12 protein-coding genes are annotated in these 14,998 nt (G+C 69.1%); 6 read left to right on the forward strand and 6 right to left on the reverse strand.

The genetic code is table 11. The features are described 5' to 3' along the window. Positions 1 to 169: 169 nt before the first annotated feature. Positions 170 to 2,311 (reverse strand): M3 family metallopeptidase, encoded by a 2,142-nt coding sequence (locus C1707_RS05650; protein WP_101713212.1) that lies wholly within the window; start codon positions 2,309 to 2,311, stop codon positions 170 to 172. 134 nt (positions 2,312 to 2,445) lie between these two features. On the opposite strand from C1707_RS05650, the gene C1707_RS05655 reads away from it, so the two are divergent. Both C1707_RS05655 and C1707_RS05660 read left to right on the forward strand, forming a co-directional pair. Then, positions 2,446 to 3,297: a glutamate racemase gene (locus tag C1707_RS05655; RefSeq protein WP_101713211.1), complete on the forward strand. Its 852-nt coding sequence runs from the start codon at positions 2,446 to 2,448 to the stop codon at positions 3,295 to 3,297. Between the two features lie 236 nt (positions 3,298 to 3,533). Next, positions 3,534 to 4,067 (forward strand): SRPBCC family protein, encoded by a 534-nt coding sequence (locus C1707_RS05660; RefSeq protein WP_101713210.1) that lies wholly within the window; start codon positions 3,534 to 3,536, stop codon positions 4,065 to 4,067. A gap of 4 nt (positions 4,068 to 4,071) precedes the next feature. On the opposite strand, the gene C1707_RS05665 is transcribed toward C1707_RS05660, so the two are convergent. From C1707_RS05665 to C1707_RS05685, 5 genes are all read right to left on the reverse strand, one after another. Then, the gene (locus tag C1707_RS05665) at positions 4,072 to 4,428 is read right to left on the reverse strand and encodes a hypothetical protein (protein ID WP_145998371.1); all 357 of its coding nucleotides are present in this window, start codon (positions 4,426 to 4,428) and stop codon (positions 4,072 to 4,074) included. 54 nt (positions 4,429 to 4,482) lie between these two features. Then, the gene (locus C1707_RS05670) at positions 4,483 to 5,568 is read right to left on the reverse strand and encodes a GNAT family N-acetyltransferase (protein WP_101713208.1); all 1,086 of its coding nucleotides are present in this window, start codon (positions 5,566 to 5,568) and stop codon (positions 4,483 to 4,485) included. 92 nt (positions 5,569 to 5,660) lie between these two features. Next, positions 5,661 to 7,823: a prolyl oligopeptidase family serine peptidase gene (locus C1707_RS05675; protein ID WP_101713207.1), complete on the reverse strand. Its 2,163-nt coding sequence runs from the start codon at positions 7,821 to 7,823 to the stop codon at positions 5,661 to 5,663. Further along, positions 7,824 to 9,974 carry a prolyl oligopeptidase family serine peptidase gene (locus tag C1707_RS05680; protein WP_101713206.1) on the reverse strand — a complete coding sequence of 717 codons (2,151 nt, stop codon included), beginning with the start codon at positions 9,972 to 9,974 and terminating at the stop codon, positions 7,824 to 7,826. Between the two features lie 189 nt (positions 9,975 to 10,163). Next, positions 10,164 to 10,940: an ion channel gene (locus tag C1707_RS05685; protein WP_101713205.1), complete on the reverse strand. Its 777-nt coding sequence runs from the start codon at positions 10,938 to 10,940 to the stop codon at positions 10,164 to 10,166. An 83-nt stretch (positions 10,941 to 11,023) separates the two neighbouring features. On the opposite strand from C1707_RS05685, the gene dapF reads away from it, so the two are divergent. Genes dapF through C1707_RS05705 form a run of 4 tightly spaced genes read left to right on the forward strand, consistent with a single transcriptional unit; the run spans position 11,024 to position 14,998 of the window. Further along, the gene (gene dapF, locus C1707_RS05690; RefSeq protein WP_101713204.1) at positions 11,024 to 11,878 is read left to right on the forward strand and encodes a diaminopimelate epimerase; all 855 of its coding nucleotides are present in this window, start codon (positions 11,024 to 11,026) and stop codon (positions 11,876 to 11,878) included. Then, a complete protein-coding gene (locus C1707_RS05695; RefSeq protein WP_101713203.1) occupies positions 11,791 to 12,702 on the forward strand; it encodes an SDR family NAD(P)-dependent oxidoreductase in 912 nt (303 codons plus the stop codon). The genes dapF and C1707_RS05695 overlap by 88 nt, the downstream gene beginning before the upstream one ends. After that, on the forward strand, positions 12,699 to 14,030 hold the full coding sequence (gene mtaB / locus C1707_RS05700; protein ID WP_101713202.1) for a tRNA (N(6)-L-threonylcarbamoyladenosine(37)-C(2))-methylthiotransferase MtaB: 1,332 nt from the start codon (positions 12,699 to 12,701) through the stop codon (positions 14,028 to 14,030). Before C1707_RS05695 ends, mtaB begins: the two co-directional genes overlap by 4 nt. Continuing rightward, positions 14,027 to 14,998, forward strand: a complete 972-nt coding sequence (locus C1707_RS05705; protein WP_101713201.1) for an endonuclease/exonuclease/phosphatase family protein — start codon at positions 14,027 to 14,029, stop codon at positions 14,996 to 14,998. Before mtaB ends, C1707_RS05705 begins: the two co-directional genes overlap by 4 nt.

Genomic DNA, 14,998 nt, shown 5'->3' on the forward strand with positions numbered 1-14,998 from the left:
TTCCCTCTGGAAGAGGGGAGCAGCTGCGTAATCGGCAGGCCATCGCGGCGGCTGAAAACGCCCCCTCCGGCGCTTCGCGCCACCTCGCCCAGAGGGGGAGGATTTAACAAAAACGCCCCGCCTGGCTTTCACCGGGCGGGGCGTTCTCGTTTCAGATCAGGTCGGCCGATCAGGCGCCCGGGGGCACCGGGAAGCCGCGGTCGCGCATCAGGGCGCCGATCTTCACGTCGCGGCCGCGGAAGGCGCGGAACTGTTCGGCCGGGTCGACCGAGTTGCCGCGCGACATGATCGTCTTGATCAGCCGCTGGCCGGTGGGCTTGTCGTAGAAGCCGGCCGGCGCCTCTTGGAAGGCCTCGGCGACGTCGGCGGTCAGGGTGTCGGCCCACAGGTAGCTGTAGTAGCCGGCCGAGTAGCCGTCGCCCGAGAACACGTGACCGAACTGCGGCGTACGGTGCCGCATGACGATCTCCTTGGGCATCTTCAGCTTGGTCAGCTCGTCGCGCTCGAAGGAGTCCGGATCGATGTCGGCGTCGCCGGCCAGGTGCAGCTTCATGTCGATGAGGGCGCTGGCCAGGTACTCGGTGGTGTCGAAGCCCTGGTTGAAGGTCGAGGCCTTCTTGATCTTGTCGACCAGTTCCTGCGGGATCGGCTTGCCGGTCTTGTAATGGACGCAGAACTTGTTCAGCACTTCCGGCGTCGACAGCCAGTGCTCATTGAGCTGGCTGGGGAATTCGACGTAATCGCGGGCGACGTTGGTGCCCGAGACGGTCGGATAGGTGACGTCGCTGTTGAGGCCGTGGATGGCGTGGCCGAACTCGTGGAACAGGGTGTTGGCGTCGTCCCAGGAGATCAGCACCGGCTCGCCGGGCTCGCCCTTGATGAAGTTGGAGTTGTTGGAGACGATCGTCGAGATCGGCTTCTTGAAACGCTCCTGGTTGCGGTAGGCGTTCATCCAGGCGCCCGAGCGCTTGGTCGGACGGGCGTAGGGGTCGAAGTACCACAGGCCCACGTGCTTGCCGCCGCGCAGCACCTCGTAGACGGTCATGTCCGGATCATAGACCGGCACGCCCTCGACCTTCTTGAACTCGAAGCCGTAGACCTGGCCGGCGGCCCAGAACATGCCCTCGCGCAGCTTCTCCAGCTGCATGTACGGCTTCACCTCGTTCATATCGAGGTCGTACTTCGCCTTGCGGACCTTCTCGGCGTAGAAGCGGTAGTCCCACGGCTCGATCTTGAAGCTCGCCCCCCCATTCGCCTTAACTTCGGCGTCGACGATGGCCTGCATGTCGGCCACGTCCTTGGCCACCTGCTCGATGGCTGGGGTCCAGACGGCTTCCATCAGGGCCATGGCCTTGTCGGGCGTCTTGGCCATGGCGTTCTCGAGGCGCCAGTGAGCGTGGGTCTGGTAGCCAAGCAGCTTGGCGCGCTCGGCGCGCAGCTTGAGGATCTTGGCGATCAGGGCGTTGTTGTCGGTCGCGCCGCCGTTGTCGCCGCGGTTGACGAAGGCCTTCCACACCTTCTCGCGGGTGGCGCGCACCGGCGAGCTGGTCAGGTAGGGGTCCACGCTGGAGCGCGTGTTGACGATGATGAACTTGCCCGGAAGCTTGCGCTGGGCGGCCGCCGAGGCGGTCGAGGCGCGGATCGAGTCCGGCAGGCCGGCCAGGTCGGCTTCGGTCAGCTCGATATAGGTGTTCTCGTCGGCCAGCAGGTTCTGGCTGAACTTCGTGAACAGGCCCGACAGCTCGGTGTTGATCGCCGCCACGCGGGCCTTGGCGGCCGGGGCCAGCTTGGCGCCCGAGCGCACGAAGTTGGTGTAGTAGATCCAGACGAGGCGCTGCTGCTCGGGGGTCAGCTTGGCCTTCTCGGGGCTGTTGTAGACGGCCTCGATGCGGGCGAAGAGGCCAGCGTTCTGGGTGATCTTGTCGCCGATTTCCGAGAACTTGGCGTCGATCGCCGGCTCGATGGCCTGGTACTCGGGCGAGCTCATGTTCGAGCCCCAGATGCCGTAGTAGCAGGCGACGTCGGCCAGGGTGCGGCCGGTGTCTTCCAGCGCCGCGATGGTGTTGGCGAAGGTCGGCGCGGCCTTGTTGGCGACGATGGCGTCGATCTCGGCCAGGTTCCGGGCCATGGCCGTGTCGACCGCCGAGGTCAGGTCGGTGACCTTCATCTTGTCGAAGGCGGGAACGCCGCCGTACGGACCGGTCCAGGGGGCGAGCAAGGGGTTGGTCTCCGCGGCGAAGGAAAGGCCGGGCGCGGCGGCGCTCGCGGCGGCGGCCGCGGCGGTCGTGAGAAGGAAGGTGCGACGTTGCACGGAAGGCTCTCCGTTGAGTGTGGCCGGACCCTAGGCCAAGGTCGCGGCCCCGTCACATGACAGGACCGTAACCTTTTCGCCAAGCCGCCCCCGGCGCATGGACGCCGGCGCCGACCGGGTCTAATGCTCGCCGTATGACCATCGGCGTCTTCGACTCCGGCGTGGGGGGACTGAGCGTCCACCGCGCCCTCGTGCAGCGTCTGCCGCAGGCGGACTTCGTCTATCTGGCCGACCAGGCCAACGCCCCCTATGGCGGCCGTCCCGGCGAGGAGATCGTCGACCTGACGCGGGCCGGCTGCGAGCGCCTGTTCGAGGCCGGCGCCAGCCTGGTGGTCCTGGCCTGCAACACCGCCAGCGCCATCGCCCTTCGCCGCCTGCAGCAGACCTGGCTTCCGGGCTACCGCAAGCAGCTGGGCCGGCCGGTCAACATCCTGGGCATCATCGTGCCGACCATCGAGGCGGCCACGGGCCTGCCCTGGGAGCACGAGGCCGAGCGCCGGGGCGACAAGGTCGAGCAGCTGGACGTGCTGGGGGTGTTCTCCACCCAGGGCACGACCAATTCGCGCGTCTACGAGATCGAGATCGACAAGCGCAAGCAGGACCTGGCGGTGTTCTCGCAGCCCTGTCCGGACCTGGTGCCGATGATCGAGGCCGACGCCGGCGTGGTCGAGCTGGCCAAGGCCGTCGAGGGCTACGTCCAGGCGCTGAAAACCCGCATCGGCCGCTATCCCGACCGCGCGGTGCTGGGCTGCACCCACTACGAGATCATCGCCGACATCTTCCGCGCCGCCCTGCCGGCCGGCACGCCGGTGATCCACCAGCCCAAGTCGACCGCCGACTCCCTGGAGCGCTACCTGGAGCGCCATCCCGAGTACGACCCGGGAACCGGCGGCGGTCGCGTGTTCCTGACCACCGGCCAGCCCGGCCCGCAGAACGGCCTCGTCCAGAGCTTCTGGGGCGGCCCGCTGGTGTTCGAGAAGGCGTAGCCCGCTCGCAGATCCGCTCGTCTTCCCGGAAGCGCGCAGCGCTATCCGGGATCCAGGGGACCGGGCGCGACACTAGGGTCGGCCCCCCTGGCGATCGCCGGCGCATTGCGGCTGCTCCTGGGTCCAGGCTCTACCGCCCGCTTTCGCGGGCGTCCGGCCGCGATGACGAACTTGAGTGCTTGTTCAAAAGCTCAAGCTGGCGCTTCATCGCGGAACTTCGGCCTCGGAGACGCGCCATGAAGCTCGCCGCCCCTGTTCTCGCCGCCCTCGTCCTGCTGGCCGCCGGCGCCGCCGACGCGGAGGTTATCGACGCCCAGCCGAACGGCTTCGCCACCAAGCGTTCGGTGGTGATCGCCAAACCCGCCGCCGAAGTGTGGGCGGCGCTGGTCCAGCCCGCCAGGTGGTGGAGCAGTGATCACACCTGGTCGGGCTCGGCCGCCAACCTGTCGCTGGGCGCGGCCTCGGGGGCCTGCTTCTGCGAGAAGATGCCCAATGGCGGCTCGGTGCTGCACATGACCACGGTCAACGCCCAGCCCGGCAAGCAGCTGACCCTGTTCGGCGGCCTGGGGCCGCTGCAGCTGTCGGGCGCCACAGGGCACATGATCTGGGCCCTGGCCGAAAAGGACGGCAAGACCACGGTGACCTGGAGCTACGACGCCGGCGGCTACATGCGCGGCGGCCTCGACAAGATCGCCCCGATCGTCGACCAGGTGCTGGGCCAGCAGCAGGACCGTCTCAAGGCCTATGTCGAGACCGGCAAGGCCGGGTAGGGCCTCAGCGCGCCGCCGGTTCGACCACCACCCAGCCGTCGGCCTGGGGCTGGCTGGGCGAAGGCCGGCGCGCCCGCTCGAAAGTCCGCGTCCGAGACGTCCATTCGTCGGGCCCGATCCGGGGCGCCGTCTCGTAGGCGCATTCCACGCGACCCATGTCCACCGGACCGCAGCGAAGGGCGCGGACACGGGTCCTGGCGGCGCGGGCCATGGCGGCGCTGTCGCCGACGCCGACGGCCTGGATGTCCTCGATCGTGGTGATGGCGGTTTCGATACGGGCGACATCCCTGGCGCTGGGCGTGGAGCCGCCCGACGCGCAGCCGGCCGCGCACAGCATCGTCAACAGAAACAATCGCCGCATAGCGTCCTCCCGCCTAGGCCGACAGCTTAGCCCGCGCGGACGCCTTGGCCAGCCTCAGTGCAGGCCGCGCAGCAGGTCGATGCGGCGCATGGCCTTGCCCGGCAGCTGCGACATGCGGCCCAGCGGCAGGGCTTCGGCGACCTGGCGCACGCCCCAGGCGGCCGAGCGCACGAAGGTGGCCGGCGAGGGCGAGCCGTAGAAGCCGAACACCACGGTCTGGCGGGCGTTGGAGAGCTCGCGCTTGAAGCGGTAGTCCCCGGTGCCGAGGTCCAGGCGATGGTAGGACCCGGCGTGCATGCCCTTCAGGATGTCCTGGAACAGCAGCAGGCCCGGTGAATAGCGGTCGAACTTGGCGTTGTGGGCGATCAGCCAGCCGTGGATCGTGTGCTTGCCGCGCAGGTGCAGATGCACCGCCGCCAGCTCGTCGCCCAGGTGCAGGGTGTAGAGCCCGCCGCCGAAATCGCCGTCGCGGCGCTCGAAGAGATCGGTGACCAGCTTGGTCACCCAGTCGGTCTTGAAGAGGTCGGTCTGGCCGGTGGCCAGCAGCTGTTCGCGCTTCCAGGCGACCAGCTGGTCGAAGTCGGCCTGGCTGTCCGACATCGGCGTGTAGCGGCAGGGTCCGACCTCGCGCTCGGCCTTGCGGCGCTTCTTGTCGATGTCCTTGAGCACGCCCACGCCCGCCGTCTTGCGGTCGGCGGCATAGGCCTCGTAGCCGGCCGAGACGTCGACGATCCACGAGTCCGCCTGGCCGCGACCGTGCCGGGCCAGGGTCTCGTCGTCGGCCAGCATGTGGCAGAAATCCAGGCGCTGGGCCTTCAGGGCCGCCAGCAGATGGCGCGGGTCGACCGCCACGTCGGGCGCCGAGACCAGGGCCTGATAGTCGCACATCGGCGCGCCGGCGGGCATGGCCACGCCCGCCTTGATGCGCGCGGGCAGGAAGGCCAGGGCCTGGCCGTCCTCGCCGCGGATCACGGCCACCTTCACGCGATCGCCCTTCTCGCCCTGGGCGACGGCGACGGCCTTGGCCCATTCGGGCGACAGGAAAGGAGAATCCAGGCGTGGCTGCAGGGTCTGCAGGTCGGTCCAGCGAGCGCTGTCCTCCGGCGATAGCTGCAGGGCCTCGACGACGTCGATCTTCACGGGCGCCCCCCGAGCGCTGATCCGAGCCTCCAGAAGGCCAGCTCGGATCATGACGCCCAGAGATTGCAGTCCGGTTTACGGACCTTGCGCGATCAGTCCATCAGTTTGCGGGTCAGATACGTGTACTCGAGCGACACCCGGCGGGCCGTCTCGGCGAGGTTGGCGCTGGCGGCGTGACCGCCGTCGACGTTCTCGTAATAAAGAACCGGATAGCCCAGGGCTTCCAGCCTGGCCGCCGCCTTGCGGGCGTGGGCCGGGTGGACGCGATCGTCCTTGGTCGAGGTCTCGATGAACACCTCGGGGTACTTCTGGCCGGCCTTGAGGTTCTGGTAGGGCGAGTACTTCTCGATCACCGCCAGGTCGGACGGGATCTGCGGATCGCCGTACTCGCCCATCCACGACGAGCCCGCGCCGATCTGGCTGTAGCGGACCATGTCGAACAGCGGCACCTGAATGACGATGGCGTTGTAGAGCTCCGGCCGCTGGGTCAGGGCCACGCCCATCAGCAGGCCGCCGTTGCTGCCGCCCATGATCCCCAGGCGTCGCGGCGAGGTGATCTTGCGGGCGATCAGGTCTTCGGACACCGCGAAGAAGTCGTCATAGACCCGTTGGCGGTTGGCCTTCAGGCCCTGCTCGTGCCAGCTGGGGCCGAACTCGCCGCCGCCGCGGATGTTGGCGACCACGTAGGCGCCGCCGCGCTCCAGCCACAGCTTGCCCATGGTCGGCGAGTAGCCCGGCGTCATCGACGCCTGGAAGCCGCCGTAGGCGTAGAGCAGGGTCGGGGTCGAGCCGTCGTACTTGGTGTTCTTCGGGCGAACCAGGAAGTAGGGGATCTTGGTCCCGTCCTTCGACGTCGCCTCGAACTGCTCGACCACGTGGGTCGAGGCGTCGAACTTGGCCGGGGCGGCCTTGACCTGGTCCAGCTTGCCCGTGGCCGCATCGGCCAGCCAGTAGGTCGTGGGGGTAAGGTACCCGGTCACGCTGACGAAGATGCGGTCGTCCTTGTCCGAGGCCGAGCCCAGGCTGACCGACGAATTGGCCGGCAGGTCGAGCTTGCCGCGGGTCCAGGCGCCGCCCTTGAAGTCGTATGCGTAAGCCGCGCCCTTGACGTTCTCGAACAGCGCCACGACCAGCCGGTCGCGCGTGGCGTTGACGCCCTGCACCGACTCCCGGGCCGTCGGCCGCAGGATCAGGGTCGCCTTGAACGCCCCTTGGGCCTTGGCGGCGTCGGCCTTCAGCGCGGCCAGGTCGAAGGCGGCCAGGTCGCCGGTCTTCAGGCCCTGCTCGGCCCAGTCCTGCTCGACGCTGAACACCAGCTGGCCCTTGACCAGGGCCTGGATCGACGACTTCAGCGGGAAGGGCAGCTTCACCGTCGTCTCGCCGGTCACCAGGTGGGTCTCGGCGTTGAAGGTGTCGAGCGGACGCAGCACGAACACCGCCCGCACCACGCCGTCATGATCACGCACGGCGTAGGGGCTGACCCCGTAGCCGCCGTCGTCCTTGGCGCCGCGATAGACTTCCTTGGCCGCGCTCAGGGGCTGACCGCGTTTGACCAGCTTGACCACGTAGGGATAGCCCGAGGTGGTGACCTCGCCCGGCGTCCAGTCGGTGGCGACGATCAGGGTGTCCTTGTCGATCCAGTCGAACCGGTGCTTGCCCTCGGGCAACTCGAAGCCGCCGGCGACGAAGGTCTTGGTCTGGGTGTCGTACTCACGCACGACCACGGCGTCCTTGCCGCCGTTCGACAGCGAGACCAGGCAATACCGGCTTTCCGGCGCCAGGCAGTCGGCGCCCTTCCAGACCCAGTTCTTGCCCTCGGCCTTGGCCAGGGCGTCGAGGTCGAGAATGGTCGACCAGGCCGGCTGCGCCGTGCGGTAGCTGGCCAGGGTGGTGGTGCGCCAGACGCCGCGCACGTGGTCGGCGTCCTGCCAGTAGTTCCGCAGGTCGTCCTCGGCCACGAACGACACGCCGGGGATCCGGTCCTTGGCGTTGACGATGGTCAGGGCCGCGTCGTGCAGGCCCGCATAGCGCGCGTCGCCTTGCAGCACCGGCAGGGTGCGGTCGTTCTGGGCCTTGGCCCAGTCGAGCGCGCGCTGGCCCTCGATCTCCTCCATCCAGATGTAGGGATCGTCCTTGCCCAGCTCGGCCAGCGGCGTGCGGACGGCGGCTGCGGCGGGCGCGGTGTCGGAAGCGGCGTGTGCGGAAACGGTCATGAGGCTCGTGGCGGCGAAGAGGGCCAGGGTGAGCTTACGCATCTAGTGATCCATCAGCTGGCGCGACAGGTAGGTGTAGTGCAGAGCCCAGCGCTTGGCGTTGGCCGCCGGGTCCGCCCCGTTGGCGTGACCGCCGTCGGTGTTCTCGTAGTACATGTAGGGCTGGCCCAGGTCGGCCAGGCGGGCCGAGAACTTGCGGGCATGGCCGGGGTGCACCCGGTCGTCCTTGGTCGAGGTGGTGATGTAGGCCAGCGGGTATTTCACCCCGGCCTTCAGGTTCTGGTACGGGCTGTAGGTCTCGATCCAGGCCCGCTCCTGCGGCTTGTCGGGATCGCCATACTCGCCGATCCACGAGGCCCCGGCCGGCAGCTTGGTGTAGCGGATCATGTCCAGCAGCGGGCTTTCCACCACCACGGCGTTCCACAGGTCAGGCCGCTGGGTCAGGGCCACGCCCATCAGCAGGCCGCCGTTCGACCGGCCATATGCGCCCAGATGGCGCGGGCTGGTGACCTTGGTCGAGATCAGGTCCTCGGCCACGGCGAAGTAGTCGTCGTAGGCCCGCTGGCGGTTGGCCTTCAGCGCCGCCTCGTGCCAAGCCGGACCGAACTCGCCGCCGCCGCGGATGTTGGCCACGGCGTAGGCGCCGCCGCGCTCGAGCCACAGCTTGCCGATCACCGGGTCGTAGACCGGCAGCTTCGACAGCTGGAAGCCGCCGTAGGCGTGCAGCAGGGTGGGAGCCGAGCCGTCGAGCTTGCCGCCCTTCTGGCTGACCAGGAAGTAGGGGATCTTCGTGCCGTCCTTGGAGGTGGCCTCCTTCTGCTCGACCTGCAGCTTCGAGGCGTCGAAGCGGGCGGGCAGGGTCCTGACGGTCTCGGCGCCGGCCTTGGTCGCGTCGGCCAGCTTCAGCTGCGTCGGGGTGACGAAGCCCTCGACGGTGTAGAACACCTGGTCGCCGCTATCGGCGGTGGCGACGATCGAGACCGCGGCGTTGTCTAGGCCCGGCAGGCCCTGGCTGCGCCAGCCGAACTCGCCGTGGTCGCTGAAGCTGCGGATGCCGCCCTTGACGTTGTCGTAGATCACCGCGACCACGCGGTTGTCGGTCACCGCCACCTGGTCGATCGACTGGCGCGGGCCCGGCTGGAAGATCGTGCAGGGATCGCAGTCGTTGCTGATGACGATGTCGCCGGTGGGCGACGCCGGCTTGGGCAGCAGGGCCTTGGGGCTGACCGAGACCAGCGACCCGGCCGGGAAGTTGCGGCCCAGCGACGGCATCGGCTCGTAGTTCCAGACCTCTTCGACCGTCAGGATCAGGTCGCCGCCGACCATGCCCCGGATCGACGAGCGCTCGGGGATAGGCAGCAGGGCCGCCTTGCCGGCGTCGTCGAGCAGGAAGGTCTTGGTGTGGAAGAAGTCGGTGGCGCGCTCGATCAGCACCACCCGATTGCCCTTGGCGTCGCGCAGCACGTGCGGACGGGCGCTGACGTCGGCCTTCTCGCCGCGGAACACCTCGACGGCCTGGTCCCGCGCCTGGCCGCGCTTGAGCGTCTTCACCACCATGCCGTAGCCGCTGTCGGTGGTCGTGCCCGCGCCCCAGTCGCGGGTCAGGATCAGGGTGTCGGCGTCCAGCCAGTCGACGGTCTGCTTGCTCTCGGGCAGGAAGAAGCCGTCCTTGACGAAGGTCTTCGTGGCCAGGTCGAACTCGCGCACCTCGACGGCGTCCTTGCCGCCGTTGGATAGCGAGATCAGGCAGCGGTCGTGGGTCTTGGGACGACAGTCGGCGCCCTTCCAGATCCAGTTCTTGCCCTCGGCCTTGGCCAGGGCGTCCAGGTCGATGACCGTCTCCCACTTGGGATCGGCCGAGCGGTAGCTGTCCATGCTGGTGCGCCGCCAGACGCCGCGCACGTGGTCGGCGTCCTGCCAGAAGTTGAACACGCTGGTCCCGACGAAGGCCGGGGCGGCGATGCGGTCCTTGGCGGACAGCACCTTCAGAGCCGCGTCGTGCAGGCCCTGGTAGCGCGCGTCGCCGGTCAGCACCGGAAGGGTCTTGGCGTTCTCGGCCTTCACCCAGTCCAGCGACGCCGGCGTCTCGACGCCCTCCAGCGCCAGGTGGGGATCCTCCTGGGCGCGGGCGGGGCCGGCGGCGAGGAGGGCGAGGGCCAGGGCGGCGGGCGAAACGGAACGGAGCGTCAGCATGGCGGGGGACGTTAATGCCATTCCCGCCGCTGACTAGGCCATTTTTGACCCTCGACAAGGTGGATCGTTCTCTTCTCCGTTAAACCCCCGCGAAAGCGGGGGCCCAGGTGTTTTATCGTCGGGCGCCACGCGTTTCAGAAAAAGCCTGGGTCCCCGCGTTCGCGGGGATTTTGCGGGATCAAATGAGCCTCAGGCCCCGTCGTCGGGGATGCACAGCAGCTTGCCGCAGGCCTTGCAGTGCACCGCGTCGGGGTCGTGCTTGCGCAGGCCGCAGTCGGGGCAGGGGAAGGTCACCTTGTGGGGCCGCAGGATCGACTGGATCAGGCCGATGAACAGCGACACCCCGCCGATCATCACCGCCATCGACAGGAGCTTGCCCCACACGCCCGGCAGGGTGACGTCGCCGTAGCCCGTCGTCGTCAGGCTGGTGACGGTGAAATAGAGGGCGTCCACATAGCCGGCGATGCCGTCGTGCCGGCCCGCGAAGCTGGAATAGACGAAGCCCGTCACCACGAAGACGAAGGTCAGCAGCGACGAGGCCGCACGGGTGATGTCCTCGATGCGGGTGTCGTCGTAGCGCCGCGCCACCGTGCGCCAGAAGAACTCGCTGTGCACCAGCGTCCACAGCCGCAGCACCCGCAGGAAGCCGAAGTTGTAGAGCCAGGCGGGGAACAGCAGGGTGGCGAGCACAAATAGGTCGACCCAGTTGATCGGCTTCTTCAGCCAGCTGCGGATGTCGCCATAGGCGATGATCCGGGCAATCAGGTCGGCGGCCAGGAAGGTCGCCACCCCATAGTCCAGCAGATAGAACGTCACCCCGTGGTGGTGCATCAGCGGCGCGGCCACGAAGAAGGCGATGATGATCAGGTCGATCAGGATTACCGCGTAGCGGAACCTCACCGCTGCGGGCGAGGCGCCGTGATAGAGGGCTCGCAGCCGGGCGCGCAGGCGCAGGTCTTCAGCCATTCTCGCCCCTTTCCAGGGTCATATCGGCGCAGAGGGCGCGGCGCCCTGACGCGGCGCGCGATTTTCGACTATATAGCCCGGCCATGAGCCGCACCTTCCTGAAGATGAACGGCCTCGGCAACGACTTCGTCGTCATCGAGTCCCTCACCCAGCCTTTCGACCCTTCGCCCGAGCAGATCCGCCAGATCGCCAAACGCGGCCAGGGCGGGATCGGCTGCGACCAGGTGGTGGCCATCGATCCGCCCAAGGCGCCGGGCGCCAGCGCCTACGTGCGCTTCTGGAACGCCGACGGCGAGGAAGCCGGCGCCTGCGGCAACGCCACGCGCTGCGTGGCCTGGCTCTTGATGCGGTCGGGCGGCAAGGACGCCGTGGCCTTCGACACCAGCGCCGGCCGCCTGTCGGGCGTCATGGCCGGCGACAAGCGCGTCACCGTCGACATGGGCGAGCCCCGCCTGGCCTGGGAGCAGATCCCGCTGGCCGAGGAAATGGACACCGCCCGGGTCGAGCTGCAGGTCGGCCCCATCGACGCGCCCTGGGTGCACACCCCGGTCTGCGTCTCGATGGGCAATCCGCACGTGGTGTTCTTCGTCGACGCCCCCGTTTCGGACGAATTCGCCGAGAAGACCGGCAGCCTGGTCGAGCATCACCCGCTGTTCCCGGAAGGCGTCAATGTCGGCTTCGCCCATGTCGTCTCGCGCGACCACATCAAGCTGAAGGTGTGGGAACGGGGCGCGGGCCTGACGGCCGCCTGCGGCACCGGCGCCTGCGCGGCCCAGGTCGCCGCCGTGCGCCGCGGCCTGACCGATCGGGTCGCCACCGTCGAGTTCGAGAGCGGACCGCTGGTGATCGAGTGGCGGCAGGCCGACGGCCACGTCATCATGACCGGCCCGGTGGCCCTGGAGTTCACCGGCAAGCTGCCGGAAGGGATCGCGGCGTGAGCGAGCTGCACCCCGCCCTCGCCCCCGGCAAGACCGCCGTCGTCACCGGCGCGGCCGACGGCATCGGCCTGGCCGCCGCCAAGGCCTTCGCCGAGCTGGGCCTCAACGTGGTCATGGCCGACGTCACCGGCCGCAAGCTGAAGCAGGAAGCCGAAGCCATCGGCGCCCTGGCCGTGCCCACCGACGTGGCCGACCGCGCCGCCGTCGAGGCCCTGCGCGACGTCACGATCGAGCGCTTCGGCGCCGTCGACGTCTTGATGAACAACGCCGGCGTGGGCGGCGGCGGCGACGCCTTCTCGGGCGACGACGCCTGGAAGCGCATCCTCGACGTCAACCTGTGGGGCGTGATCAACGGCGTCCAGGTGTTCGGCGAAGAGATGGCCGAGAGCGGCCGTCCGGGCCTGATCATCAACACCGGCTCCAAGCAGGGCATCACCCAGCCGCCGGGCGACACGGCCTACAACGTCTCCAAGTCGGCGGTGAAAGCCCTGACCGAAGGCCTGGCCCACACCCTGCGCGAGATCGTCGACTGCCAGGTCAGCGCCCACCTGCTGATCCCCGGCTACACCTTCACCGGCATGACCAAGCGCGGCCCCGGCGGCAAGCCTGACGCGGCCTGGACGGGCGAGCAGGTCGTCCACTTCATGCTGGCCCGCATCGCCGCCGGCGACTTCTACATCCTGTGCCCCGACAACGACGTACCGCGGGCCCTGGACGAGAAGCGCATGGCCTGGGCCATGGGCGACGTCATCGAGAACCGCCCGGCCCTGTCGCGCTGGCACGACGACTGGAAGGACGCCTTCGCGGCGTTCGTCGGTTCATGACCGTCTACACCGTCATCAAGGCCAACCCGACGCCCAAGCCGGAAGTCGGCGAAGAGGGCGGTCCGGCCACGACCATGGTCGGCGCCAACGGCGTCGACGTCGTCACCTTCGGCTGCCGCCTGAACGCCTACGAGAGCGAGGCCATGCGCGCCCGCGCCGCCGCGGACGGTCTTTCGGACGCCGTGGTGTTCAACACCTGCGCGGTGACCAACGAGGCCGTGCGCCAGGCCCGCCAGGCGATCCGCAAGGCCCGCCGCGAGCGCCCCGGCGCGCGGATCATCGTCACCGGCTGCGCCGCCCAGATCGACCCGGCCGCCTTCGCCGCCATGCCGGAAGTCGACCTGGTGCTCGGCAACGCCGAAAAGGCCGCGCCCGGCGCCCTGACCGAGACCACGGCCCGCGTGCGGGTCAACGACATCATGTCGGTCAAGGAGACCGCCGGCCACCTGATCGACGGCCTCAAGGACCGCGCCCGCGCCTATGTCGAGGTCCAGAACGGCTGCGATCACCGCTGCACCTTCTGCATCATCCCCTATGGCCGCGGAAACTCGCGCTCGGCCCCGGCCGGCGAGGTGGTCGAGCAGGTCCGCAAGCTCGCGGCCGAAGGCTATCGCGAGGTGGTGCTGACCGGCGTCGACGTCACCTCCTGGGGCGCCGACCTGCCGGGCGAGCCGACCCTGGGCCAGCTGGTGGGCCGCATCCTGCGCATGGTCCCCGACCTGCCGCGCCTGCGCCTGTCGTCGATCGATGCGGCCGAGATCGACCCGGACCTGCTGAAGCTCTTCGCCGAAGAGCCGCGCCTGATGCCCTACCTGCACCTGTCCCTGCAGGCGGGGGACGACCTGATCCTCAAGCGCATGAAGCGCCGCCACAATCGCACCGACGCCCTGAACCTGGTGGCCAGCGTGCGCGCGGTGCGCCCGGACGTGGCCTTCGGCGCCGACCTGATCGCCGGCTTCCCGACCGAGAGCGAAGAGGCGTTCGAGAACACCGTCCGCCTCGTCGAGGAGGCGGGCCTGGCCTTCCTGCACGTCTTCCCCTACAGCGCCCGCCCCGGCACCCCGGCCGCGCGGATGCCGCCGGTGAAGGGGCCGGTGATCAAGGACCGCGCCAGGCGCCTGCGCGAAGCGGGCCAGCGCGGCCTGGAACGCCACCTGGCCGCCCAGGTCGGCCGCGTGCTGCCCGGCCTCGTCGAGCGCGAGGGCCTGGCCCGAGCCGAGGACTTCACCGAGATCGCCTTCACCGGCGAGGCGCCGGCCGGCCAGATCGTCGCCTTCCGCGTCACCGGCCACGATGGCGCCCGCGTGATCGCCGAGCGGGCGGCTTGAGGCGCGTTCTCTCGGCCGTTCTCGCTGGCCTGCTCGCCGCGCCCGTCGCGGCGCGGGCGCAGGACGCGCCGGTCAGCTTCAGCGTCATGACCTACAACGTCGCCGGCCTGCCCTGGCCGGTGAAGAAGGGGCGCGGCGAGGCCCTGCGCAAGATCGGCGACGAGCTGGCCAGGATGCGCGCCGCCGGGACCGAGCCCGACGTCGTCCTGATCCAGGAGGGCTTCCGCAAGGAGATCGGCGAGCTGATCGACCGCTCCGGCTATCCCTATGTGGCGCGCGGCCCCAAGCGCAAGCAGCGCGACCAGAGCCTGTGGGCCAAGGGCGAGAAGCCCGACTATCGCCGCGTGGCCTATCGCTGGAAAGGCGAGGGCCTGGGCAAGTGGGGCTCCAGCGGCCTGTGGGTGCTGAGCAACCACCCGATCGAGGACGTGAAGTCGCACGCCTACCACTACTGCGCGGGCCTCGACTGCCTGGCCAACAAGGGCGTCATGCTGGTCAGCCTCAACGTGCCGGGCCTGCCGACCCCGGTCGAGGTGGCCGACACCCACCTCAATTCCAAGGGCGCCTCGCGCGTGCCCCGGCCGCGCAACCGCATGGCCCACCACCTGCAGGCCGACGAGTTCAAGCGCTTCATGGCCGCCGACCGCACGCCCGGCGCGCCCCTGATCGTCGGCGGCGACTTCAACGTCATGCACGCGCCCGACCGCTTCGACTACGTGATGGCCGACTATCCGTTCGAGGTCGTCAGCCGCTGGTGCCACAACCTGCCGGGCGCCTGCGACACCCAGATCTCCTATGACGGCGACGCGCCCTGGCTCGACACCCAGGACCTGATCGGCTTCCTCGACGGCGACAAGGTCGACGTCACCCCCACGCGGGTGGAGGCCACCTTCGACGGCGCCCAGGAGCCGGTGCTGTCCGACCACGACGGCTACCGCGTGACCTTCCAGCTGACGCCCAAGCCCTAG

Origin of the sequence: Caulobacter flavus, assembly GCF_003722335.1 — a bacterium.
Lineage (GTDB): Bacteria > Pseudomonadota > Alphaproteobacteria > Caulobacterales > Caulobacteraceae > Caulobacter > Caulobacter flavus.